The organism is Paraburkholderia sp. UCT70 (assembly GCF_050434085.1).
GTDB lineage: Bacteria > Pseudomonadota > Gammaproteobacteria > Burkholderiales > Burkholderiaceae > Paraburkholderia > Paraburkholderia tuberum.
Genome location: NZ_JBNPVZ010000002.1, coordinates 972,285 through 996,424 on the forward strand (window position 1 = coordinate 972,285; position 24,140 = coordinate 996,424).

At 62.9% G+C, this 24,140-nt stretch carries 17 protein-coding genes and 1 pseudogene; 4 read left to right on the forward strand and 14 right to left on the reverse strand.

The annotated features are described in order from the left end of the window. Positions 1–2 precede the first annotated feature (2 nt). The 4 genes from OKW41_RS06735 to OKW41_RS06750 all read right to left on the reverse strand — a co-directional run bounded on the left by OKW41_RS06735 (position 3) and on the right by OKW41_RS06750 (position 10,987). Positions 3–1,439 (reverse strand): UbiA family prenyltransferase, encoded by a 1,437-nt coding sequence (locus OKW41_RS06735; protein ID WP_429571957.1) that lies wholly within the window; start codon positions 1,437–1,439, stop codon positions 3–5. Between the two features lie 84 nt (positions 1,440–1,523). Next, positions 1,524–1,670, reverse strand: coding sequence for a hypothetical protein (locus tag OKW41_RS06740; protein WP_429571958.1), 147 nt, complete (start codon positions 1,668–1,670; stop codon positions 1,524–1,526). 543 nt (positions 1,671–2,213) lie between these two features. Next, on the reverse strand, positions 2,214–2,486 hold the full coding sequence (locus OKW41_RS06745) for a hypothetical protein (protein WP_429571959.1): 273 nt from the start codon (positions 2,484–2,486) through the stop codon (positions 2,214–2,216). After that, positions 2,483–10,987: a hemagglutinin repeat-containing protein gene (locus OKW41_RS06750; protein ID WP_429571960.1), complete on the reverse strand. Its 8,505-nt coding sequence runs from the start codon at positions 10,985–10,987 to the stop codon at positions 2,483–2,485. The genes OKW41_RS06745 and OKW41_RS06750 overlap by 4 nt, the downstream gene beginning before the upstream one ends. A gap of 403 nt (positions 10,988–11,390) precedes the next feature. Between OKW41_RS06750 and OKW41_RS06755 the strand changes: the two genes are divergently transcribed. The 3 genes from OKW41_RS06755 to OKW41_RS06765 all read left to right on the forward strand — a co-directional run bounded on the left by OKW41_RS06755 (position 11,391) and on the right by OKW41_RS06765 (position 12,929). Further along, entirely contained in the window at positions 11,391–11,930 is a 540-nt protein-coding gene (locus OKW41_RS06755) for a hypothetical protein (protein WP_429571961.1), read from the forward strand. Next, complete coding sequence (locus OKW41_RS06760) at positions 11,927–12,412, forward strand: hypothetical protein (protein ID WP_429571962.1); 486 nt, start codon at positions 11,927–11,929, stop codon at positions 12,410–12,412. Before OKW41_RS06755 ends, OKW41_RS06760 begins: the two co-directional genes overlap by 4 nt. A 109-nt stretch (positions 12,413–12,521) precedes the next feature. Further along, entirely contained in the window at positions 12,522–12,929 is a 408-nt protein-coding gene (locus tag OKW41_RS06765; RefSeq protein ID WP_429571963.1) for a hypothetical protein, read from the forward strand. A 264-nt stretch (positions 12,930–13,193) separates the two neighbouring features. Here OKW41_RS06765 and OKW41_RS06770 read toward each other — a convergent pair whose 3' ends face one another. After that, positions 13,194–15,569 carry a TonB-dependent receptor gene (locus OKW41_RS06770; protein ID WP_429571964.1) on the reverse strand — a complete coding sequence of 792 codons (2,376 nt, stop codon included), beginning with the start codon at positions 15,567–15,569 and terminating at the stop codon, positions 13,194–13,196. 179 nt (positions 15,570–15,748) lie between these two features. On the opposite strand from OKW41_RS06770, the gene OKW41_RS06775 reads away from it, so the two are divergent. Further along, a complete protein-coding gene (locus tag OKW41_RS06775) occupies positions 15,749–16,747 on the forward strand; it encodes a histidine kinase (RefSeq protein WP_429571965.1) in 999 nt (332 codons plus the stop codon). On the opposite strand, the pseudogene OKW41_RS06780 reads toward OKW41_RS06775, so the two are convergent. The 9 genes and pseudogenes from OKW41_RS06780 to fhcD all read right to left on the reverse strand — a co-directional run bounded on the left by OKW41_RS06780 (position 16,717) and on the right by fhcD (position 24,137). Next, positions 16,717–17,380: pseudogene (locus OKW41_RS06780) on the reverse strand (response regulator). The gene OKW41_RS06775 and the pseudogene OKW41_RS06780 overlap by 31 nt on opposite strands. Next, positions 17,377–18,615 (reverse strand): pyrroloquinoline quinone biosynthesis protein PqqE, encoded by a 1,239-nt coding sequence (gene pqqE, locus OKW41_RS06785; protein ID WP_429571966.1) that lies wholly within the window; start codon positions 18,613–18,615, stop codon positions 17,377–17,379. The pseudogene OKW41_RS06780 and the gene pqqE overlap by 4 nt, the downstream one beginning before the upstream one ends. 4 nt (positions 18,616–18,619) lie before the next feature. Continuing rightward, a complete protein-coding gene (gene pqqD, locus OKW41_RS06790; RefSeq protein WP_090809033.1) occupies positions 18,620–18,898 on the reverse strand; it encodes a pyrroloquinoline quinone biosynthesis peptide chaperone PqqD in 279 nt (92 codons plus the stop codon). Next, positions 18,895–19,653 (reverse strand): pyrroloquinoline-quinone synthase PqqC, encoded by a 759-nt coding sequence (pqqC, locus tag OKW41_RS06795; protein WP_429445680.1) that lies wholly within the window; start codon positions 19,651–19,653, stop codon positions 18,895–18,897. Before pqqC ends, pqqD begins: the two co-directional genes overlap by 4 nt. Positions 19,654–19,725: 72 nt before the next feature. Further along, positions 19,726–20,640 carry a pyrroloquinoline quinone biosynthesis protein PqqB gene (gene pqqB, locus OKW41_RS06800; protein WP_429571967.1) on the reverse strand — a complete coding sequence of 305 codons (915 nt, stop codon included), beginning with the start codon at positions 20,638–20,640 and terminating at the stop codon, positions 19,726–19,728. Further along, complete coding sequence (locus tag OKW41_RS06805) at positions 20,637–21,671, reverse strand: alpha/beta fold hydrolase (RefSeq protein ID WP_429571968.1); 1,035 nt, start codon at positions 21,669–21,671, stop codon at positions 20,637–20,639. Before OKW41_RS06805 ends, pqqB begins: the two co-directional genes overlap by 4 nt. Further along, positions 21,668–22,252: a cytochrome b gene (locus OKW41_RS06810; RefSeq protein WP_429445686.1), complete on the reverse strand. Its 585-nt coding sequence runs from the start codon at positions 22,250–22,252 to the stop codon at positions 21,668–21,670. The genes OKW41_RS06805 and OKW41_RS06810 overlap by 4 nt, the downstream gene beginning before the upstream one ends. An 80-nt stretch (positions 22,253–22,332) precedes the next feature. After that, positions 22,333–23,169: a formylmethanofuran dehydrogenase subunit C gene (locus OKW41_RS06815; protein ID WP_429571969.1), complete on the reverse strand. Its 837-nt coding sequence runs from the start codon at positions 23,167–23,169 to the stop codon at positions 22,333–22,335. Further along, positions 23,166–24,137, reverse strand: a complete 972-nt coding sequence (fhcD, locus tag OKW41_RS06820; protein WP_429571970.1) for a formylmethanofuran--tetrahydromethanopterin N-formyltransferase — start codon at positions 24,135–24,137, stop codon at positions 23,166–23,168. The genes OKW41_RS06815 and fhcD overlap by 4 nt, the downstream gene beginning before the upstream one ends. Positions 24,138–24,140: the final 3 nt, after the last annotated feature.

Consider the following 24,140-nt stretch of genomic DNA (forward strand, 5'->3'; position numbering starts at 1 on the left):
TGTCAAAGCTGCACAAAGTGGGCCGTCATCATGGTGGCGACCATGATCAGAATGGTAAGGAGGCTGCCGTGATCTTCGATCAGATGGACTAACGGGTCGTCATCCATTACGCCGCGCACGGTCTTGATCCACAGGCGCGCGAACAGGGCGATCAGGCCGATTGCGACAAACCACAGCAGTCCGGGTACCGCATACCGGTCGATCGTCTCCGGCGCGTTGATAGAAAGGCCGAAGACAATCACTGCCGCGAAGGACGAGCCGATACCCAGCGGCCACAGCACTTCAAGATCCGCAACACGATAGTCGCGCCCCACCGTGACGGCGTCGGCGCTCATGCGCAGGGACACCAGTTCGGCGCAGCGCTTGACGAGCGCGAGACTCAGGAATGTCAAGACGGAAAACGCGAGTAGCCAGTGACTCGTGCTGATGTTTACCGCCACCGATCCCGCGAAGATTCGCAGCGTATACAGCAGTGAGAGCGCGATGACGTCGATCATCACGCGCCTTTTTAGAAACAGGCTGTAGGCGGTGGTCAAGATCAGGTAGAACAAGAGCATCACCGCAAACGCTGCCGATGTTGATAACGCCAGCGCGAGCGACGTGACGAGTAGCGCAACCGCACACAGGATGCCGCTCGATATCGATAGTGCCCCGCTCGCGAAGGGCCGCTGCCGCTTGCGGGGAGGCCGTCGGTCGCTATCCAGATCCCAGAGATCGTTCGCGATGTAGGTCGCTGATGCGCCCAGCGACATCGAGACAAATGCTAGCGCGAGCGTCACCAGCTTGCCTGTATCAAAGAAGGAAAATGCCGTCAGCAAGGGTACAAAAAGCAACAGGTTCTTGAGCCACTGGTGAACGCGCAGCGCCTTCAGCCAGAGCGAAAGGTCGGCTTTGCTGTTTGGGAACTCCCGCTCAACAGGGACATTCGTGCGAACCAGATTGGCAAGACGTGGCGAAACGCCAGCGAGAACGGCCGCCTGGGAACCGAGCCATACTGGCAGGTCAGCACGACTGTCGCCGGCGTAGACGAACCGCTCGCCGACGCATAGGCGCGCTTTCTCAAGCTTCGTCCGTCCTCTCAGGTTGGTGTCGCCCTCCGTGGCCAGCACCGCGTCGAAGAGTTCCAGATGCGCGGACACGCGTTCCGCAATCGAACTGTGCGCGGCAGTGGCGAGAACGATCTTACGGCCACGCTTTTTTTCGGCAATCAGATAGTCGACTAACGCTTTGCGATACGGCAGGTGCTCGGCTGCAATAGTGGAGCGGGCGGCAATCTCTCGCTTGAATGCCAAACGTCCTTTCAACAGCCATATTGGCAAACGGATGAGATTCAATGGATTCTGCTTCACGACCTTGATGACGGACTCAGCCAGCGTGTCGGTCAATGTCAGCGTTCCGTCCAGGTCTACAATCAGCGGAAAATCGGTATTCTTTTGCACAAACAACCCGTCCTATTCTGCAGTGCAGTTGAGCGCATGCCGGACGCGCGTACACCCTGGTCTTGCGTTCCAGTGCACTGCGCGCTACAGGTGCACCTGCTGGTTCTGTTCTGCGTTGGCGCGTGCCGCTGCTGCGGCGTCCGCTGGTGTTGGCGTCGGCGTTTGTTGCGCGAAGGCGAGCGATGCCAAGGACGTGAGGGGCAGGGCCACCAGCCTTTTTCTGATTTTCATACTTTCATACATCTATATTGTTTCGACTACTTACGTGTGCGTGAACGTTCGACGCGATCAGCGAACGCCGCCCCCAAGAGACACAGGCCAACCCCCGGTGCGAGAATCGTTAGGTCTGGCTGACGCGTTCCAAATATTCCGAATCCCATTACGACAATCGACATGAGTAGAACCATCGGACGAGCCAGCAGCTTTGCCAACTCATGCGGCATCGAGGGGCGACCAATCAAACATGCACAGATTACAAAGAATAACGACAAGCCAGCTTGGAATTCCGCCTTTGATGCATCCACGGAGTAGACGACGCAAAACGCGATCGCATAGATTACTGCAAGCTCGACCCAATAGACGACTAGGTGAAGGGCGCGTGGTTTCATTGTTTGCGTCCAAAAATGTCATTGATTGACGGAACAACGAACGTTGATGAAGTGGATTTCCCTGCGCCGATACCAGCACCGAAACCGACTCCATGGAACTTTCATTTTGGTTCAAGCGTGAATTCTGCTAGTCACATGGCGGCGAAAAGCTGGCTGACTTTGCGTTTCATTCATTATTCTTGTCGTGCTTCGTCTTGTAACTCGTGCGCGCCTTCTTGTAGCTGTTGTCAAAGGGCTTTAGACCTAACGCTTTCGCGCGTGAGGCGTATCCGCCTACCGCGGCAACTGGCAAGCCTAAGATCACCAATGCAAGGGCTATAACGCGTGGAAGAAAGTCAAGCGCAAGACCACAGGCAAACATTCCGATGCCCAAAACTATGAGGCTAATTCGTCCCCATTCCGCGATGTTTCCGTCGACGATCAATCTAATCTTGCTCACTGAAACTTCCCTTTTAGCTTAGACCACTGCGTATTCACCCAGTCCTGCGCGCTCTGTGCTTGTCCACTATTGCCGGTTATGTTGCCGAACTCGTTAATTACTGGCGCAGCTAACGGGTAACGTCCAGTCATTGCGCCGGTTACTTGGCCAATTGCCGTTGAAACCGCATAGTTCCCGAAGTTCGGGGAGGCCGCCTGCTGAATACCATTAAGCAACCATGAACCGACCGAGGCTCCGACTGCAATGCCTTCGGCCGGAATCGACAGGTAGGGAATCGACGAGCCCGCAGCCGCCAAGGTAGTCGCAATTGCCGACGTGCGGTCAAGTTGAGTTGCACCGAAACCAGCCATGGCGCCGGTCGTATCCCGCATAAATTGCGCATCCGATTGGTCGAACTTTGTAAACGGTCCCGTTATATTGACAGAGCTGCTACCGCTCTGTTGATAGCTGAATTGACTCGGCACGCCACCCGGCGACGCAGAGTTGTAGTTCGCAAGAATGTACGATTGCAATTGCGAATCTGCTTGCGCAGTCTTCTGCGTGAGAACCGTCTGTCCGTCACTCGTTGCGGGAGCCCCAATCCACTGAGCCCCCGAATCAGTGGGGACTTGCCCTACTAACGTGGTAGCTGTGCCCGTTTCGTAGGTACCATTTACCGTCACCCCCATGATACGCATCTGGTCTTCGATCTGCGCTTCGGTGTACTTACCGCCGCTCTTGTCCGCAAGCTGTTTGGCGAGAGTCTTTTCTTCAGGGTGCAGTTGCCGGTTAAACCGATCCACGTTGTACCCCGAGACTGCACCTGCATTTCCGCCCACCGCTGCGCCTGCGCCCGTGGCAATCGCATTGGCCACGATGTTCCCGAGAGCTTCATCCATTGCCGCATTGCCAGTCGGATTCGAACCGGCAATCGCATCGCTCAGGTTGTTCAACTGTCCGGCCGCAATCGACGCAATCGCAGCGCCGGCAGCGCCACCGATGGCATTGCCACCTGCCAGGCCGGTCACAAGGGCCGCGCCCGCCGCCTGCATCATCGCGCGATCTGTGCCACCTTCCTTCCACGCGTCCATGCCTGCCTGATCGCCTGCGGCGGCTGCCTCGTCATACTTCGTTTTCGCATAGTCGCCAATCCGCCGGGAAACGGCTTCGCCCGCTGCGCTCGCTGCCGCCATTATGTCGGACTGCCTGTCGAGAAGGTCGTTCACGTCCGGCAATTTCGTCACCGTGCCGTTCGTGTTCGATGTGCCCCGGTTCAGGCTTGCAATGTCCTGGGTCTGCTTCGCCGTATCGGTCGTGATGATCGTTCCCGCGCTGATCGCGCTTTTCGTCGTCGCGCTGTCGCTTCCGCTGTCGTTCTGGCTTAGCATCGGCGCGACGCCGCCCCCGTTGATGCCTGACGTGCTGCCGTGCGTGCTGTAGTTCGCGCCACCATCGCCCGCCGTGATGCCCCCGCCGATTCCGCTGGAATGTGCGTCATAGCTGGATGAATTCTGAACGTCAGAGAACGTCAGCGTACCTGTCGAAAGCGTGTTTTTCGACGGATCGGCCTCGCTGGCGATCAGGCCGCCCTTGAGTTCGGTGTTACCCACGACACTGATGTTGAATCCGCCGTCACCGGCCGAGATTCCAGCCTGTTCATTGACACCCGCATAGCTGCCGCTGGCGCTCGCGTCGGTGTGACTGAAGCTCGCACTGCCGCCGCCCTGGCTGATGCTGAATCCGCCGCCCGTACTTTCCTGATGCGCGGCGCTCGTCATCGTGTCCTGCACGCTTGCGATATTGAGATTACCGCCAACGCTGGCATTCACCTGCTGGCCGCTTACGTTGGACCCGATGATGTTCGTATCGCCGCCCGAAATGATTGTCGCCGTATTAGCGGCCGTCACATGCGTGTTGTTCTGCGTGGCCGCATCGGTATTGCCGTCGCCGTGCGCCTTCGACATGGCGGCATCGACGCCGAAACCGCTGCTGCCATAGGATATGCCGACGCTGCCGCTGCTCGACTGGTTCGTGCTGCGCGTCGAATCGGTGTCGGTCGTATTGACGAGATTCACCTGATTCTGCGCCGCGAGAATCACGTCGCTGGCATTCACGTTCGAACCGGCGATGGTCACGTTGCCGCTGCCGGGCGTGGCGTTACCCGTTGCGACAAACGCCGCTGTTCCGCCAGCCGTCACGTTCGACCCTACGTTTGTGGTGGAGTCCTCCGCGTAGGTGCTTTTCGAGCTACTGGAGCCGAAACTGAGTTCGACCTTCATCTGAGGCGTGGTGCCCGTCGCAAGATCGCTGGCCAGGCCGCCGGCGGCCATATTCGCGTCCCACGCGGCGCTCGCTGCCGCCATGCCGTGCAATGCCGCCGCCCGATCATCCTTGCTGTTGCTGGCCGCATGTGTCTGGTCAACCGCATTCGATATGGCATCGATGACCGGCGCTTTCACGGCAAGAGTGAACCCGCTCTGTTTGACCGCATGCGATTCGTCATAGTGCGTGGTGTCGGTGGCGGCGTCGATGATCACGTTCGTGCCCGTACCGGTGACGTTCTTCGCAGCAATGAGATCACTGCCTGTCACATGCAGATCATTGCCCGCGGCGATGCTCAGATTGCCCGCGAGCGAGCCAACTGTGCTGCCCGTGTTCGTCACCTGCGACGTGTTGGTGGTATCGGTCTGCGTCTTGCTGCCGACCGAGATACCGACGCCGCCGCTCGTACCGAATCCCGACTCATGTTTCTGGTAGTACGTGGACGTAGTCTGCGTATCCTGCGAGGTCGTAATGTTGATGTTGCCAGCCGCTGCGAGATTCACGTCGTTCGTGCCTGCCACCGTCGAGCCTTTCACGGTCAGGTCCTTGCCCGCGCTGATGTTGACGGTATCGCCTGCCACTATACTTGCCACGCCGATATTTGCCTGCGTGCTCTGTGTCGTGTCCGTGGTCGAGCCGTGAAACGCGCTACCGCGCTTCGATTCGGTCGCCACGTAGCTGTCATGTTCCTCGCGGGCTTCGTTCAGCGTGACGTCGCCGCTTGCGGCAATCGTCGCTGCCCCCGTACCCGCCGCGAGTGTCGATCCGGTCAGCGTCACATTGCCCTTGCCCGCGTCGGTGCTGACCGCGCCAAGCGTCGCATTGCCGCCCGCGGTAAAGGTCGTGCCGACCGCCCGCTCGTCGTACGTATCGTCAACCTCCTTGCGGGAGGGACCGTCGGTGGCAACGTTGTTGAAAGTGGCGGTGTCCGTCACCGTGGTAGCCGTCAGGTTGCCGCCCGCGACCACCGCCATGTCGGCGCCCGCCGCAACGGTCGCGCCCCTGAGCGTCGTGTCGTTGCCGCTCTGCATCGCAAGACTGCCGCCTGCCGTGATTGCACCCGTCTCATTGACGGTGCTGCTGGCCTCCCAATGGTGCTGCGGGTTCTGCATCCCGGACTGCGACGTTGTGGACTGCACCGCGTCAACTGTGATGTCATGTCCTGCCGTGATCTGCGCGTCACCGCCTGCGGTGATATTCGCGCCGTGCATGGTCAGGTCATTGCCCGCTGCAATCACCATGTCGCCGGTCGAGGCAATCGTGCCGTGTGCGCCAAGCAGCGTGGTGTTCATCCTGCTGTCGCTGGCCGCGTTGCTGACGCCCACCGTGTCGACCAGCGTCGTATTGATGATGTTGTTGCCCGCCAGCACCGCAACGCGGTTGCCGCCGATCATCCCAGACGCATTGACCACATCGTTCGTCGCGGCCACAACCGTGGTGCCGTTCGTTCCGCTGCTGCCGATGGTGCCGCCACGGTTCAGGATATCGGTGGCGCTGACGACCGTCTGCGTACCGCCTTTGATCACGCCGCTGTTCGTGGCGCTGCCGGTCGCATGAATCTCGACGTCATCGGCGGAAATCAGCGCGCCGGTCGGTTGCAGGTCGTTCGCATGGGTCTGCGCGAGATAGACAACGGGCGCAAGGACCTGCTGCGTGCTGCCATCCGGCAGTGTGACGGTCTGGTTGACCAGCCAGACAATATCGCTCGTCAGTGCATCCATCTGCGCGGCCGTGAGCGCGATACCGGGCTCAAGCCCGAACTGTTGCGCAACGTTTACGCCGTTCGTCATCAGCGCCTGATACTCGTCGAGGTTGTTCGTATAGCCCTGGAGGTACACGCGGCCCGTCAGTTGGGTGATCTGGTCGCGGACAAGCTGTTCCTCATACATGCCGTCGCCCAGGCGCTTCTCGACGCTCTGCGGATTCAGCCCCAACTGGCCGAGCATGTAGTCGCTTGAAATGAAGCTGGTGTAGCTGGTCAGGCGAGGGTCGGTCACCACCAGATACGATGCGCCGGGCGCGGTCTGATACGTGTAAAGACCACTCTTTGGCAACGTGACGTTCAGCGCGCCGGTGCTGCTCGCGACCGTCTGTGGGGCCTTGGCCTGCTGGCCCGTCAGCGCCTGATTCGCGCCGAGCGTGCCGCCTGTCGCGCCCGTGGCCGAATTCGCCGCTGCAACATTCGTATTGTTGATGTCGGTGCCGCTGATCTGGACAGCGTCATTCGCGATGATCGTGCCGCCCGTGCCTCCGATCGCCACAGGCGTCAGGACGATTGACGGTTCCGTCACCGTCTGCCGGTCCTGGCTGGTGTCCACGTTCCACGCATAGGTGGAAACGATGTCCTGACGCTGGTACTGGTACAGCGTCTGTCCAGTATTGTTCACCAGCGTGCCGCCGTAATTGCCGCTCCCGTTGGCAATCTCGCCGTCCTGCTGGCTGGAACCGATCTGGATCGAGCCGCCCGCTGCGATAGCACTATAGCTGTTGTTGAGCGTACCGACGTTCGCCAGCGTCATGTTGCCGCCCGCAAGCAGTTGCGCCTGCTGGCCCTGCGGACCGGTTACCTGGTCCCGCTGCGTGGTGGTCGTCGTGTCTCTCGCGACCTCGACGACCTGATAACCATTATGTCCACCGCTGAACGTCGGGTATTCGGTCGATGGCAGGTAGTTGATGTTCGGGTCGTAGTCGTCCCAGTAGTTGACGGTGACCGAACCGTCAGCGTTCTTCGTCAGCGTGTTGTACCAGATCGTCTGTTGCTGGCCGTTGACGTTGACGACCAGCACGTTGTCGGTCGCATTCGGCCCCGAGGTCTGTGACACGATCTGCGAGGCGCTGAACGTTGCGTCGAGCGGATTCTTGTAGCCATCGCTCCAGGTGGGATTGGAACAGGCCGGAATCGGACCACCGGTCGGACAGATGATGTACTTGCCGCGCTTGGTCTGGTGTTCAGTCTCAACATCGGTGGTCACTGTCTCGACCGTGGGCGCGGGCCGCGAGTTCGTCAGCGTCTGCGTCGCGACTTCGATATTGCCCTGCGCCTCGATGGTGGACTGGTCGTTGGTGACTGAATTACTACGGTTCGCGAGCAGGCCGTTACCGTCGCGCGTCGCATCGGCGGCGATGTTGATATCGCCCAGGCTGAACATGTTTGCGCCGCCCGTGTTCGAGATATCGCCGGGCGAGTGCAGGTTCAGTTGCGAAGCAGCGGCCATGATGGCGGCGGGGCCGGTGTTCACAATGGACTGGCTGGCGTTCGCCGTGACGGTATTGCCAATGATGGTGGCGGTGTTGGTCAGCGTGGCGCTATTCGTCGTAACGGTGTCGCCCTCGATGCGGCCTTCATTGGTGATCGCGTTCGCCGCGTTGACGGTGGTGCTGGCCGAATTGAGGTCCGCGCCCGCCTGGTTGTCCACGTTCGCCGCATTGACCGTCAGCGCGTTGACCGCGCCGAGCGTCCCCTGGTTCGTGAAGCTGCCTGCTGTGGTGAAGCTCAGATCGTGATTCGCCTGGATCAGGTTGGCGGTGTCGAGCGTGTAGTCGCCATTGATGGTTACTGCGCCGTCGCGGCCCGCCACGATGCGGCCGTCACCGGTCAGCTGGTTCGTCGCGACGCTCAGGTCCTGGTCGCTGCCGATTGCGCCGCCCTGATTTGCCAGCGTGCCAGCCGTGATGGCAACGCTGCCACCACTACCGTTGTCATTGCCGATCCGTCCCGACGTGTTGTCGAGCGTCGCCACGTTCAGACCGAGCGCACCGTTGGCGTGGATCGAACCATTCTGGTTCACCAGCGTCGCGCCTGCCTGGTCGAGCGTGAGGTTATTCGCACCCGAGAGTGTGCCGCCCGTGTTACTCACCGACTGCGTCGCGTCAAGCGTCAGGTCGTGACCTGACACAATCTGTGCGCCGTCTGTGTTCGACAGCGTCTGCGCGTTCACAGTCACGTCACCGTTGCCGCCGATCGTGCCGGCACCGCTCAAGCCGCCCGTGTTGGCGTTCGTGATGGTTGCCGCGCTGATGGTCGTCGCGCCTGTGCCGACATTGGCGATACGGCCATTCGTGTTGTCCACCGATGCGCCCGACACCTGCAATGTCGTAGCCGGGCCGTCCGATTCGATCTGGCCGCCGGTATTGACGAGCGCGCCGGATGCCGCGGCCGATACACTGCCGTTGCCCTGGATCAGACCCGCTGAATTGTCGAGCGTGCTGCCGGACTGGACAGTTGTCGCGGCGGACGCGGTGAGCGTGCCGCCCGCATTGTTGACGCTGCCTCCCGCGACGGACACGTCACCGTTGCCGCCGATCAGACCGTTGCCGGTGTTCGTGAGTGCACCGCTGGCGCTCACCGTCGTAGCCCCGGTGCCGCCGTTCGCTATCGTGCCGCCGTCGTTCGCAACGCTCTGCGCTGACACGTCAAGCACGTCGTCGGCCTGCACCGTGCCGCCCTCGTTGTTCAGTGTGCCCGTGCCGCTTATCGATACGTCGCGTGCGCCGACATAGCCGCCTGCGCTGTTATCGAGCGAGGCCACCTGAAACGTCGCGGACGATTGCCCCGCCAGCGTCCCGCCCCGGTTCGATACCACGCCCCCGTGGACATCCAGCGAGCCATTCGTGGCGATGGTGCCCGCGTTGTTCGACAGCGAACCGGTGGCAATGGACAGGGTGCCGGTCCCGGAATCCGTAATCCTGCCGCCGTCGTTGATGAGCGCAGCGGGCGTGAGCGTGAGGCTGGAACTGTTTGTCGCCAGCGATCCGTTCGTGTTGTCGAACGTACCGGATACATTGACGGTTGTCGGCCCGGTGCCGGTCTGCGTTAGCGTGCCGCCGTGGTTGGTGAGGTTCGCTGCCGCAAGAGATAGCTGCGTCGCGTTGAGCGTTGCCGCACTGGTGTCAAGCATCTGCGCGGCGGAAACAGTGAGCGCGCCGTTAGCAGCGCTCTGGCTGCCCGCAAGCGTTACGTTGTTGCCCTGAAGCGTGGCATTGCCACCCGCGATGTTCTGGCCGGTTGCGGAAAGGGTATCTGCCGCGCTCAGATTCAGATCGCCGCTCTGGCCAACGCTGCCATCCGCATTGATGCCCGCGCCGAGGGTGCCGGTTGACGTGACGTTCTCCGCACTGATGGTCAGGTTCTGCTGCGCGTAGGTCGAGCCGCCGTTGTCTACATCGCCCGCCGCTGACACCGCAAGATTGCCGCTCGCGGTTGTCTTGCCGGTGAGAACCAGCTTCCCCTGCGTCGTGAGCGTCAGGTCACCCGCCTGAGCGGCGATGACGCCCGCATTCGATACGCCGACACCGTTCTCGGTGCCCACCAGCAGGATACGGTTGGCGTACATGCCGCCAAGCTGGCTCACGTCGATGGACACACCTGGCGCTGCGCCGCGGCCTGCGATGGGCGTCGCGGCCAGCGTGTCGTGACTGACCTGATTTGCGCCGGCGATAACATTCAGGCCGTTGGCACGGATGGCCGCGTTAGCCTCCACCGCGCGGGAGATCAGGTCCACCTGATCAATATTGGTCGCATCCAGGCCCGCGCCCTGGACGGTAATCATGCCGCCAGTTACGTTAAAACCGCTCAGGTTGCCGCCCGCGTCGAGCATCGGCGTACCGGTGGTGAGAATGCCGCGCGTGGTATTGATGAAGCCGCCGCCATCGACCACGATCCCGGAACCGTTTGCCACGACGACTTCGGCCCTGTTGCCCGCCACTTCGAGATAGCCGCGCAACTGGCTGGGCGAATTGCTGTTGACCTGGTTGAGAATGATCCGCGCGGACTGGCCTGGCGAAAGATTCGGGTTACCACTCACCTGTCCTGCGAGTTGCGTGTTCGTGATAACGGGCGAGTTGTTCAGGATCGCGCCGTTCTTCTGCACATCGAACTGCGAATACGTATTGACCGAAACACCCGCATTCGACGCCTTGTTGATATCGACCTGCGGCAGGCCATTGCGCGTCTGGATGACATTCGGCGCGTGCGCGCCCGAGGGCACGATCTGCGCATCCGCGAGAACAGGTGCGAGCCCGCACAGAACCAGCGCGGCGAATGCTGCGTGACGCACGGCGAACAGTGTGATCGGGCGCCGTGAGGCCGATGAATGGGTCTCGCCCTGACTTGCGTTGCCGTGGGCAATGGCGGTTTCCGCAACAGCGACGAGCATACTCCGGCATCGGCTGAAAACCAGCCTGAACATGTTCTTATTCATTCTGCGAAGCGTATTTTTTTAACCTGCCGAAAAATACCTCATACCACCGCTCGGGTAAGTTAAATATTGTCAATGCAGTGCGAAGCAACAACAGAAATCAAAAACAGGAATTGTCTGATGGACGCAAAGCGCCACTATGCGAAGACGAGATATGCAAACGAATAAACGTCTGCTGCTCGCCGTGTAATTGAAAAAGGCGCCATCAAGCCACCTTCATTGGAATGCCGACAGAACCGGTTAGGGTTTTGTCGTGGTAAAGCCGGGAGTCACAAGTCTGTCATTTTTTTTAACGTTTATTGTCAATTTCTGTAAAAACGGATCTATCTTAAATTAAAACTGTTGACCGTGACTCCTTCGGATGGTTAATTCGTCGGGTGTTTTCTGGAAAATCATAAGAGGTCAAATGGAACAAAAGAAACAGGGCGGCACTGGGGACGAGGAAGAATGCCTGCTTTGCCGTATCACCTATTCGATCTACTCGAACTTTCCGCCAATGCCATCCGCAATGGCACTGAACGCCGAAACCGGCGAATGGTTTCCGTTCGATAGGTTGAAGTCGTATTCAAACGGTTACGAGATGGCCGTAGCCCTGGGCACCGCATGGGCGTGCGATTGTCGCGGGCGCTCACGACAAGCGGACGACGCGAGCATGGCAAGCTCGCTCTATGGCAGCAGCCCGCGCATGCCGGAGAATCTCGGCAATGCTCAGTCGTTCGTCTATCAGCCCGACATGCCGGACGGCGACGCTGTGCAGCTCGCCGGCGCCGATGGTCGTCCCGGTAACAATCAGGCGCAGAACAAGCAATTTAAGGCGGTGGTCAAAGCACTTGGACTAAGCAAGAATCAAGCACGCCGCCTTCACTACGATATTCAGATGGACGATCTTGAGTATCACGGCATGATGGAGCGCGCCCTGGACCTGTTTGGAGACAAATTGGAATGATCGATACGAAAGAGCAGGTAGGACTTCACCTTTCCGCCTTGATCGGGCTTGACGTTAGCGGAGTGGCGCACGCGGCCGACATGCTTACGTTGCAGTTCGGTCCGCTTCGGGAGGTAAAGACCAGCAGAGGAACCATCAAGTATCTGGGCGATTGGGCGCTCCATATTCAGTGCGACTGGCGCATCGAGCAGGGACACGCGATCGTTGCGTCCTATTCGGACTTCGCAGCGTCTGAAGAGAGTACGAGAGTGACAACGGAACGAATCCGCGATCTCCTTGTGGCACATGGCCCAACGGCTGTTTTGAATATCGAGGCGGGCGAGAACGGTGATGCCGTCATTTTGCTGGCGAGAGATATGCGACTAGTCATTCTTGCGGATGCGATACCTGATGATGAGGACTGGCGCCTATTCCCCTCGAATCCCGATGCGAAGCATTTCGTGATTGAGGGTGGCAAGGTCGATCCCTGGTCCTTGTCGTAAGGAGAGACTGGACATTGAGCGTCCCCTCATTACCGGTATTCCTGGTAATCGTCAGGTGATGCTCGACATGGCAGAGGTATCGACATTGAATAAATTTTGGAGGTGCTTCTTGCTAGTCATGGCGCTTTGTAGCTTTCGGTCGATATTTGCCGATGAGGTGATCAACGATTCAAATTGCATGCAGTACCTGGGCGGTGGCGGATTTGGAGATCTTGATTGCTATGAGCATCATGCAAAATCCCTTGAAGTCGACAACAGGAAATTGGCAAATTCAATTAAATCCGCACGTGGCATCAAAGGCGCGAGCAAGGCTGAGCTCGACCGGTACATGCGCGCACAAGATGAATCGGCAAAGGCTTGCGATCTAGCCCCTAAACTAGCTTACGATTGGAATATTGAAGAACCGCCAAAAACACATGTGGATATGTACGATGTCATGGGGGCGCGTTGCCATTATTCAATTCGCAAGCAGCAAAACGAATTCCTGCGCGACCTCTATTCGATCAAAACGGATTGAAGGTCATAGCTATGCACACACCAACCATGCCTCACTTCGGCGGGGCACCGCAAAGCCGGGTCACGAAGCGACCTGGCACCACCACGACTGAGCATAGGCCACGTCGCTCATGAACTCGATCCTGTGAGACGTCGGGCTTACGGGTGCCGCGACGAGGCGTACATATTCCTCAAAATCCGCGCCGCGTTCCCCGGCATTGCGCTCGTGACGAAGCCTCAGGCGGCGGAAAGAGCGAAGCCATGCGATCCGCCACGCCAGACGCCACTACTTCCACGCATACCTCATCCCCACCCAGAACCCCCTCGGCGCACCCGGCCCGACGAACTGTTCGTTGACCGGCGCCGCGCCGTTGAACGTATTGCCGGGTCCGGTAAAGAAGTTCTCCCCGAGCGCGCCGAAGCTCGCATAGCGCTTGTCGAGCAGGTTCGACACCGACGCGAACACCTGCAACTGTTTCGTCACCTGGTAGCTGGTGTCCATATCGATCAACAGATAGCCGGAGATCTTGCCGTTCACGTCCTGGTTGTTTTCGTCGCCCTGCGCGTAGATGCTGCCGCGCCACGTCAGATTCGTGCCGATTCGCCATTTCGCGGTGGCCGCGTAATCGAGCCGCAGCTTGACGGTCGTCGCCGGAATGCTCGGGATGTGGTCGCCGGGATGCACGGTGATGTTGCCGTTCGCGTCGGCGCTCGAGTTGCTGGGGCTGCTTTCGACCCATGTCGACTGGTAGGTCGCATTGACGTAGCTATAGCTGCCGGTCACCGTGAGCGGCCCATATTTCGTCTGCCCAGCCAGTTCGACGCCTTGCCGGCGCGTGCGCCCGACGTTCTGGAAAAAGCCCTGCGAGCTACCCGCGCCGTTGCTGCTGATGAACTCGATGTCGTTGTCGAGCGTCGTGCTGTAGGCAGCCGCGCTCCATGTCGTGTTGCCGCCGATCCTGCCGCGCGCGCCGACTTCATAGGTCTTCGAAATGACCGGCTGCAACGACGGATCGGAGATGAAGTTGTTCGGCAGCGAACACGGCGCGTTCGGATCGGCGCAGGCCAGCTCGATCGCGGTCGGCGAGCGCATGCCCTCGTTGTAGGTCGCGTAGGCGGTGAGCGCTGGCGTCGGATTCCAGTTGATGCCGACCGCCGGATTGAAGCGCGAGAACGTATGGTGGCCGTCGAGCTGCGGCTGCGTGCCGGATTCGTCGCCGATCGTCGCATCGGCCCAGTTGTAGCGGCCCGACAGCGTCAGCGACCACTGCGGCGTCAGCGAAAGCGTGTCGGTCAGGTAGATGCCGTAGTTCGTGTTGTGCGTGTTCGCGTTGGTCTGCTGTGCGAAATTCCCGATGCCGACCGTCGCGCGCGAATCGGTAAACGCCGCGTCCTGCGACGACTGCGTGAAGCGCGAGTCGGCGGCATCGACGGCCATGCCCGCGATGAACTGGTTCTGCATGCCGCCGAGCTTGCCGAGCAGCGTCAGTTGCAGGCTCGCGCCGTAGCTGTCGGTCGTCACGGTGGACTGTACGTTGGTCGCCTGCAACGTATCGACGGTGCCGTCGTCGCCGATCTTGCCGTAGTCGTTGTTGACGTTGCTGCTGGTGTTGGCATTGCGAAAGTGCCGGTAGTACGCGTTGCCGCTCAGTTCGACGTTGTCGTTGAAGTAATGATCGCCCGACAGCGTCAGGTAGCCGGCGCTGTTCTGATTCTGATCGGGATACGTGTACGGTTGCCTGGGGTTACCGAGGAACGAGCGCGGAATGGTTTGCGCGCCGTGCAGATCGTTGTCCGCGCCGCCGGCCGATAACGACAGCGTCGTGTCGGCGTCGGTATAGCGCAGCTTGCCGAACACCTGGCGGATGCGGCTCTCGTTCTGCTCGGCCCAGCCGTTGTCGTTCGCGGCGTTGGCGGTGAAGTAGTAGTCGAGGTTCTGGCCGATCGTGCCGCCCTGTTCGATCTGCGCGGCCTTGCGTCCCCACGAGCCGCCCTGTATTTCGGCCTCGCCGACCGGGTTGTCCTTGCCGTTTTTCGTCGTGATCGACAGCGCGCCGCCGAGCGTATTGAAGCCGAAAGTCGGATTGGAGCCGGGGATCAGCTGCATCGTGTCGATCGCCTGTTGCGGCAGCAGGTCCCAGTTCACGACGTCGCCGAACGGTTCGTTCACGCGCACGCCGTCGACGAATACCGACAAACCTTGCGGCGTGCCCAGCAGCGGCGACGCGGTGAAGCCGCGATAGAACAGGTTCATCTGATACGGGTTGCCCTGCGCGTCGGAGATCGTGACGCTAGGCAGATTCGCCGCGAGGTAGTCGCTAAGTGTCTGGCGGCCCTGCCGTTGGATATCGGCCGCGTGGACCGTCTGCACGTTGGCCGGCACCAGCGTGAGCGGTGTGCCGATGCCGAGCAGCGGCGTGGTGCCTACGACGACGATCGGCGCGAGGGTCGTGGTAGGTGTCGTGTTGCTGTTGGCGTTGCCGTCGGCTGTGCCGGAAGAGGCAGCGGAAGACGCCGAGGACGGCGCCGACGCCGCGACTGGCGGCTCCGCCTGCGCCCATACGCTCGTGGACAGACCGGCGAGCGCGCCGCCGACGCAGAAGGTGATGCCGGCACGCCGCTGAAGCCGGCGTTTGCGGCGTGCTTGTGATCGCATGCTCATCGTTATTGTCTCCTGCCGGCTTGATTTGTACGCGTGTCGCGCGTTGTTTGACGTTGGTGTAAAGCTTCGCATACGCGTCTGTAAGACGCGCGGGAGCTTTTCCCGATCTGCCGGGGAAGCGTTCCCAAACTCGCGCAAAACCCGCTGCGTGTGCCGGCGCTGAGTAGAATGCAAGCGTCATGTCAAGCGAACCGATCCATTCCTCTTCCGCTGACCGAGCGCCGCCATCGTCGCCGATATGGCGCGACCTCGGCTGGGTCGTCGCCGTGACCGTGCTCGCGGCGGTGCTCGGCGCCGCCTTCGATCTCAGCGAGAAGGTCTACCGGTTCACGCGTGGCATGGAGCGCTTCCAGCTCGACGAGTTGCCGGGCGCGCTGTTCGTGCTGTCGATCGCGCTCGCGTGGTTCGCGTGGCGCCGCTATCGCGATGCGCGCCGCGAACTGCGCCATCGCCGCATGCTCGAGGAACAGGCCGAACGACTGCTCGCCGACAACCGGCGCCTTGCCAGTCAGGCGCTGCAGGCGCAGGAACTGGAGCGTCGCCATATGGCGCGCGAGCTGCACGACGAGCTGGGTCAATACCTGAACGCGATCTCGCTCGACGCGGCGCGCATCCGCGATCTATCGGGCGAGCGCGAGCCGGAAATTCATCGCATCGCGCTTGGGCTGATGCAGAGCGCGACGCATGTGTACCGCGAGATCGGCGGCATGATCCGCCGCCTGCGGCCGATCGGTCTCGACGAATTCGGCTTGCCGACCGCGCTCGAACATTGCGTCGACGGCTGGCGCGAGCGCTTGCCCGAGGCGTCGTTCTCGATGACGATCGAAGGGGATTTCAGCGGCCTCAGCGATGCGTTGACGATCACGCTGTACCGGCTCGTGCAGGAAGGACTGACGAACGTGTCGAAGTTCGCGCGCCGCTCGCGCGTCGAACTGTTCATGGTGCGCGCGCCGCGCGAACACAACGGCACGCAGATCGACGAGATCGTCGTCACGATGGCCGACGACGGCCCCGGCACCGATCTGACCAGGCCGCGCAGCGGGCTCGGGCTCATCGGTATGCGCGAACGCGTCGAGGCGCTCGGCGGCGAATTTCACATCGCGAGCGAGCCGCAGCGCGGTTTTCTGTTCTGCGCGCGCGTGCCCGCTCAGGCGGGGCTGGCCGAGCCCGTGAACTGAAGCCCGAGGCGGCTTGCCATCTGCGCGAGCTGTACGCCGTTGTCGGCGCCGAACTTCTGCCGGATCACCGATTGGTGGTTGGCCACCGTTTTCTGACTCAAGCCCAGCTTTTCGGCGATGCTCGGCAGCGTATAGCCCTGCACGAGCAGCCGCAGCACCTCGAACTCGCGCGCCGACAACTGACGCCCCGGCGGCCCTTCGTTGAACGCGGTGCGCAGCGCGAGCGCCTGCGAGATGTCCGGGCTCAGGTAGCCGGCACGCCGTGCAATCGAGCGCACCGCTTCGACCAGCACGTCGGGCGCGCTTGCCTTGGTCACGTAGCCGAGCGCGCCCGCGTCGAGCGCGCGCCGCACGAAGATCGATTCCTCGTGCACGCTGAAGATCAGCACGCGCGCGTCCGGTTCGCGCGCGAGCATGCGCCGCATCGCTTCGATGCCGGCTTGCGCCCGGCAGCGACACATCCATCACGACCACGTCGGGCCGCAGCGCGCAAAAACGCTGGTAGGCCTGCGCGGCGTCGCCCGCTTCGCCGCACACCTCGACGTCGGCATTCAGTTCGAGCAGACGCCGGTAACCTTCGCGCACGACCGCATGGTCGTCGACGAGCAGAACGGAGATGGTGTCGGCACTCATGATTGGACTCCGGGTGACGCCCGGTTATCGCCGCCGGCGTCGGGCTCGCGGGCAGCGGCCGCGAACTTGCGTGAGTTGGCGTCGTTGCGGAACAGGATCGGCTGTTCGCGGGCCGCTGCTGTCGCCTCGGTCGCGGATGCCGCGTGCCGCACGATCTGGACGACGGTGTCGTGAAACGGCGACTTGTCGCAGACCGGGTCGGCGTTGGCCGCGTCGCCGGTCAGCAGGTAGGCCTGGCAGCGGCAGCCGCCGAGGTCGCGGTCCTTTTCATCGCAGCTGCGGCACGGCTCCTTCATCCACTGCAAACCCCGAAAGCGGTTGAACGCGTCGCTGTCGTACCAGATCTCGCGCAACGGCATGTCCTTCACGTTCGGCAGCGTCAGGCCGGGCAGGCCGCGCGCCGCGTGACACGGCAGCGCGGCGCCGTCGGGCGCGACGCCGAGGAACACCGCGCCCCAGCCGTTCATGCAGCGCTTCGGGCGGCGCTCGAAGTAGTCGGGCACGACGAAGAAGATCTTGCAGCGCTCGCCATGCGTGCGGCGATAGCGCGCGACCACCGCTTCGGCTTCTTCGAGCTGCTGTTGCGTCGGCATCAGTTGCGCCTGGTTCTCGCGCGCCCAGCCGTAGAACTGCGTGTTCGCCAGCTCCAGATATTCGGCGCCGAGAGCCAATGCCATCTCGATGATCTTGTCGACATGCGGCAGGTTGTAGCGATGCAGCACGCAGTTCATCACCATCGGAAAGCCGTGCCGCTTGAGCGCAACGGCGACGCGCTGCTTCAGCTCGAAGGTGCGCGTGCTGCTCAGGAAGTCGTTCAACTGCTGCGTCGAATCCTGGAAGGACAGCTGGATGTGATCGAGCCCGGCGGCCTTCAGATCGCCGAGGCGCTGATCGGTGAGACCGACGCCCGACGTGATCAGGTTCGTGTAGAAGCCGAGCCTGTGCGCTTCTTCGACCAGTACTTCGACGTCGTCGCGCACCAGCGGCTCGCCGCCCGAAAAGCCGAGCTGCACCGCGCCGAGCGCGCGCGCCTCGCGCAGCACGTCGAGCCATTGCCCGGTGGTCAGTTCGCGGTTGTGATCGGTGTAGTCGAGCGGGTTGTAGCAGAACGCGCAATGCAGCGGACAGCGATAGGTCAGCTCCGCGAGCAGCCACAGCGGCGGCGGCACGACGGCGGCCGCGTCGCTTTGCACTTGCGCGCCGGGTTGAGAGCCAGGTTGAGAAAGATCGGTCATCGCGCTACTCCAGCCAGCCGCGCCCATGCGCGTCGGCGATGAAGGCCCGCACCTCGCTGCCGATGCCGGTCGTGTTGAACGCCTGTTCGAGGTCGGCGATCAGCGTATCGATGTCGCGTGTGCCGTCGCAGCGCTTGAGGATTTCTCCCGCGCTTTGATTGAGCTTCACCATGCCCTCGGGGTACAGCAGCACGTGCGCGTTCTGCGCGGGCTCCCATTGCAGGCGAAATGGCTTCGCAATCGCGAGCGGCGTGGCGGGGTCGGCGCGTGTCGAGTCGTTCATTGCGGAAACGCCTTCTCGATCGCGTCGAGCATGGTCCACAGAATGTCGAGCTTGAACTGCAGGATGTCGAGCGCCCGTTCCTGCTGATCGCGTCGCGTGAAATGGGCAAGCGTGACCTCGAGTCCGTGCTGCACATCGCGCTGCGCGAGCGAAATGCGTGAGCGGAAGTACGCGAGGCCCTCGGGTTCGATCCACGGATAGTGCTCGGGCCAGCTCGCGAGCCGGTCGCGATGTACCTGCGGCGCGAACATTTCGGTCAGCGACGAGCACACCGCTTCCTGCCACGGCGCGCGGCGTGCGAAATTCACATACGCATCGACGGCGAAGCGCACGCCCGGCGTCACGTGTTCGAGCGACCACAGTTCGTCGCGTGTGAGGCCGACCGCATCCGCGAGACGCGCCCAGGTTTCGATGCCGCCTTGCGCGCCATCGTAGCCGTCGTGATCGAGAATGCGCAGCACCCAGCGGCGGCGCGTCTCGCGGTCCGGACAGTTCGACAGCACGGCCGCATCCTTCAGCGGAATGTTGATCTGGTAGTAGAAGCGGTTCGCGACCCAGCCGCGAATCTGTTCGCGCGAGCAGCCGCCGCTATTCATCTTCACGTTGAACGGATGGTGGATGTGATAGGCGGTGCCCTTCGCGCGCAACTGCGCTTCGAATTCTTCACGGCTCCAGGCGGGTCGGTCGATGCCTTGAGTTCCCGTTGTACTCGCGTCGCGTGTTGGTGTCGTGTCCTGAATGTCTTTCGCGTTCATGCCGTCTCCGTTTTATCGTCGTTCACAGCCGCGCCTCGTTACCGCATCGCTCCGTACTCTTCACTGCGCGCCTCAAAGCTCGAAGCTCATTCCGTCGTACGCGACCTCGATGCCATGCTCGACTAGCATGCGCCGCTCGGGGCCGTCTTCGATCAGGATCGGATTCGTGTTGTTGATATGGATCAGCACTTTGCGTTTCGCGCCGAGCGAATCGAGCGTTTCGATCATGCCGCCCGCGCCGCTCTGCGGCAGATGGCCCATATCCGCCGAGGTCTTCTTCGACAGGCCGAGGCGGATCATTTCGTCGCCGGTCCACAGCGTGCCGTCGACGAGTAGCAGATCGGCCTCGCGCATCGCCGCCAGCACGTGCGGCTCGATCGCGCCGAGCCCCGGCGCGTAGAACACGCGCCGGCCCGATTGCAGGTTCGTCAGCACGAGTCCGATGTTGTCGCCGCGCTCCGGCGCATCGCGATGCGGCGAGTACGGCGGCGCCTTGCTCGACAGCGGCAGCGCGTCGATGCGGATGCCGGGCAGCGCGTCGACGGCGAGCGGCGCGCCGTCGAGCGCGATACGGCGGTGCTCGACTCCGCAGTAGTGCGACAGGATCGGCGCGACCGGAAAGCCGGAGCGGAGGTCTTGCCAGACCGCATCGGTCGCGTATAGCGGCAGCGGGGTGTCGCGTTCGCGCAGCATCAAGAGGCCGGTCACGTGGTCGATCTGCGCGTCGATCACGAGCACCGCGGCGATGCCGCTGTCGCGCGCGCGCCGCGCTGGTTGAAGTTCGGGATGCGCGGCGATCTGCGCGAGCAGATCGGGCGATGCATTGACGAGCAGCCAGTCCTCGCCGTTCGCGCTGACCGCGATCGACGACTGCGTGCGGCGCGTCGCCTTCACCGTGTCGCGACGCACTCCGTCGCAATTGCGGCAATTGCAGTTCCACTGCGGAAAGCCGCCGCCCGCCGACGAGCCGAGTACCTTGATCTTCATGCCGCGCGACGCATGCTGCTGCGCCCCTCTTCGACGGTGGGAGTGAACATCGCGGCGAGCACGTGCGCGACGCATGCATGCAGCGCGGGGTCGCTCGTCAGATGACCCGCCGCACTGACAGACTCGACGCGCGCCGACGGAACCGCGCGCGACAGACGTCGCAGATTGCCGAGCGGACACACCGGATCGCGCCCACCATGCACGGCCGCAATCGATACCCCGGCCGCCGCCGCGCGGCGCGCGAGCGACAGCAAACGCGTCTCGCCGAGCCAGCAGCGATGCGCGAGGTAGTGCGCCTGAATCCGGTATTTGCCGATCAGCTTGCGCGCGTGGCGTTGGGGTTCGCGTGGGTTTCGCAGGTTCGCACGTCGTTGTGCGGCGCCTCGCGGCGATGCGCTCGCGAGCACCGCGTTTTCATAGCCGCGCCAGGCCAGCGCGAGCGCGCGTTGCCGCGCTTTATTCGCGCCGTATTGCAAGGTGTCGCCGCAACGCGCGGCCAGTGTCGCGGGCTGCTCGCAGCGAGCAGCGGCACGCAGTCTCGACCACGCACGCGGCGCACGCTTGCGTGACCCGATGAACAAACCGTGCACTTCGCGCGCGGACGTCAGGAACAGGCCGCGCAGCACGACGCCCGTCACCGACCGCGGACACCGCCCCGCATACGCGAGCGCGAGCGCCGCGCCCCACGATCCGCCGAGCACGCCCCAGCGCGCGAAGCCGAGCCGCGCGCGAATCGCTTCGAGATCGGCGATCAGATAGTCGGTGCGGTTGTGGCGCACGCTGCCGTGCGGCGTCGAGGCACCGGTGCCGCGCTGGTCGATCAGCACGACGCGAAAGCGCTGCAGATCGAACAGCCGCAGCACGCCGGGCTGACTGCCGCTGCCCGGGCCGCCGTGCAGCACCGCGACCGGCACGCCGTCGCGCGCGCCGGCGAGCGCGTACCACACGCGATGGCCGTCGCGCGTGCGCAGCGTATGGACTTCGAGTGCGGCGGCCGCCTGTGTGTGGCGCGATAAGCTTCGCATCGTCATGGCAGCATCCTCGCGAGCAGGTTGTCGCGATCGATCCACTGATGCTTGAACGCGCCCGCCACGTGCAGCACGATCAGCACGATCAGCGCGAAGCCGATGGCGTGGTGAAGGCCGAAGAACAGCGCGCGCAGATGCGCGTCGTCCCAGCCCCACTTCGGCAGCAGGATGCCCCAGAAGCGCGTGCCGTAGGTGTTGAACGACGAGCCGAGATACCCGGCAAGGGGCATCGCCACCATGCCGACATATAAAAGACCCTGCGTAGTGCGCGCGGCGGCGCGTTGCCACGGTGGCATCGGCGGCAGCGGAGGCCGGTGAAGGACCATCCGCGCGCCGATGCGCAAAAGCACCAGCAGGAAAACCGTCAGTCCGAGCGACTTGTGCAGATTGATCAGCGTCGCCTTGACGGGCAAGCCTTTCGGCAAGCCGACCATATAAAGCCCGAGCGCGAGCAGCCCGACGATGCCGAGCGCGATCAGCCAGTGCAGCGCGATCAGCAGCCCGGCATAGCGCGGGCCGCCGGCGCTGGCATTTGCGTTGACGTCGATATCAGGCTTCGCGTTTGCAGAATCCGCTGTCGTCATGCCCTGTCTCCATGCAACATCGTTGCGGGACGTTTCTTTTTGCCGAACACCGTTTCAGTCCTGGCTGACATAGCGCTGCGTCAGCCGACGATCAGTATTTCACCGCGGCCGTCGACCGCGAGGTCGCCCGTGAAGCGGACCGGCAGACGGTCCGCGCGCCACTGCGAAAACGGCGCGATTTCGGCCGCGAGACTGCGTATGAGCAATGACCAGAATACGTCGAAACCGTGTCCGCCGCCGGTGAAAGTAGGGGGCGGCAGTGGCTCTGGCCGTTGCGCGAGCAGCAGCGTGCCACGCCTCATTGCATAGGCATAATGCGCGCCCAGTTGCCCCGCCACGCCGACGGTCCCCGCCACCAGCCGCGACGCCGCGAAGTCGCCCGCGTTGCCGCCGACCAGCACGAGGCCGCGGCGCATCCGGTCGGCGAGCCGCGCGCCGGCGTTGCCGTGGATCGTCAGCGCGCCGCCGCTCATGCCTTCCATATCGCCCGTCAGTGCGCCGGCGGCGAAGTCGCCGCTGTCGCCGCGCACCGTCACGCGTCCGCCGCGCATTTCGCAGCCGGTGAAGTGCCCCGCGTCGCCGTCGATTTCAAGCAAGCCGCCGCTCATTCTGAAGCCGCTGTAGTCGCCGACCGAGCCGCGCGCGACGAGCCGTCCGCCATCCATCTGCGCGCCGAGCCGGTCGAGCCACCGCGCGGCGTCGTCGATCAGCAGCGTGGCCATGTCGTCGCCGGACGCAGGCGCGTCGTCGCGCGAAACCTCGAAGACGTCGCCGACCACGCAGCGCTCGTTGCCGGCCGGCAGCACGATGCGCTCGATCTCGGCCACGCTCATGCTGGCCAGCGCCGAGGGTGACAGCGCTGCGGCATCGACGCGAAAGCCTGGTGGTGTCTTCACGCGCAACGTGGTCGTGCTCATGCGTGACTCCCGTTGAGCCCCGCCGCCAGTTCGTGCAGATGAAAGTGGTACGGCCCGAGCTTGCCGCCGTAGTTGCCCGCCGAAATGCGCAGCACGCCGGCCGCGCGGCCGAGTCCGGCGGCCGCGCCGATCCCGGCCGTCATCGCCGCGCCGACGTCGGCGTCGGTCAGACCGTCGATGACGATCTCCAGCACGCAGCCAACGTCCGCGCTCAACTCGCTGCGCCGCGCGAGGCCGATCAGGCTCGGGCAGAACGCGTCGTTGGTCGACGCGGTCGCGCCCGCATACTTCGAGCCGATCTTCGAGCCCGAGCGCACGATGCCGCCGGGAAACGGCATGATCACGTTCGGCAGCCGGCGCATCGCGTCGACCGCGGCTTCGGCGGCCGCGAGCGCGGCGCCCAGGTCGCGCGCGAGCAGCAGCAGGTTGCCGCCGCCGACGGCCTTGACCGTCGCCGCCGTGTCTTCGCAGACGAACTCGCCGTCCATCACCGGCACGCGCCAGTAACGGGTGGGTCCGTTCCCCGCGTCGATCATCTTCGCGATCTGCCAGCCGTCGCCGAAAAAGCGCAGCCCGCTGCCAAGCGGCGCCGGCTCCGACAGCGGCGCGCGGCTCGTGGCCGGATCGATGCCGCCGTAGACGGCCGTGCTCGGACAGGTGAGCACGCACTGTCCGACGCGCCGCCCGATCTGCTTCGCGAGCTCCTTCGACGACACCGCGAACAACAGCACCGCGACGCCGGGCCGGCCGTCGGGCGTGGCATCGGGCGCGAGCGTGCGCTCGACGCCCGCCTCGCAGCCGCAACCGATCACCGAGGTCGCGAAGCCCGCCAGCGAGTTCGCCGCGTGCATCGCCCACGTCGCCGTGTGCGCGGTGATCACGAGCCGGGTCGCCTTCATCGGAAAGGCTTCGGCGAAGGTCGCGTCGATCGCGGTGCCGTTGATGTCGAGCGGGGCGGGAGCGTTCATCGT

Bases quoted from the DNA above. Each gene is read 5' to 3' on its own strand.
- OKW41_RS06740 (WP_429571958.1), bottom strand. From the start codon at position 1,670: ATGAAAATCAGAAAAAGGCTGGTGGCCCTGCCCCTCACGTCCTTGGCA.
- OKW41_RS06750 (WP_429571960.1), bottom strand. From the start codon at position 10,987: ATGAATAAGAACATGTTCAGGCTGGTTTTCAGCCGATGCCGGAGTATG.
- OKW41_RS06755 (WP_429571961.1), top strand. From the start codon at position 11,391: ATGGAACAAAAGAAACAGGGCGGCACTGGGGACGAGGAAGAATGCCTG.
- OKW41_RS06760 (WP_429571962.1), top strand. From the start codon at position 11,927: ATGATCGATACGAAAGAGCAGGTAGGACTTCACCTTTCCGCCTTGATC.
- OKW41_RS06770 (WP_429571964.1), bottom strand. From the start codon at position 15,569: ATGAGCATGCGATCACAAGCACGCCGCAAACGCCGGCTTCAGCGGCGT.
- OKW41_RS06775 (WP_429571965.1), top strand. From the start codon at position 15,749: ATGTCAAGCGAACCGATCCATTCCTCTTCCGCTGACCGAGCGCCGCCA.
- pqqE (WP_429571966.1), bottom strand. From the start codon at position 18,615: ATGACCGATCTTTCTCAACCTGGCTCTCAACCCGGCGCGCAAGTGCAA.
- pqqD (WP_090809033.1), bottom strand. From the start codon at position 18,898: ATGAACGACTCGACACGCGCCGACCCCGCCACGCCGCTCGCGATTGCG.
- pqqC (WP_429445680.1), bottom strand. From the start codon at position 19,653: ATGAACGCGAAAGACATTCAGGACACGACACCAACACGCGACGCGAGT.
- pqqB (WP_429571967.1), bottom strand. From the start codon at position 20,640: ATGAAGATCAAGGTACTCGGCTCGTCGGCGGGCGGCGGCTTTCCGCAG.
- OKW41_RS06805 (WP_429571968.1), bottom strand. From the start codon at position 21,671: ATGACGATGCGAAGCTTATCGCGCCACACACAGGCGGCCGCCGCACTC.
- OKW41_RS06810 (WP_429445686.1), bottom strand. From the start codon at position 22,252: ATGACGACAGCGGATTCTGCAAACGCGAAGCCTGATATCGACGTCAAC.
- OKW41_RS06815 (WP_429571969.1), bottom strand. From the start codon at position 23,169: ATGAGCACGACCACGTTGCGCGTGAAGACACCACCAGGCTTTCGCGTC.
- fhcD (WP_429571970.1), bottom strand. From the start codon at position 24,137: ATGAACGCTCCCGCCCCGCTCGACATCAACGGCACCGCGATCGACGCG.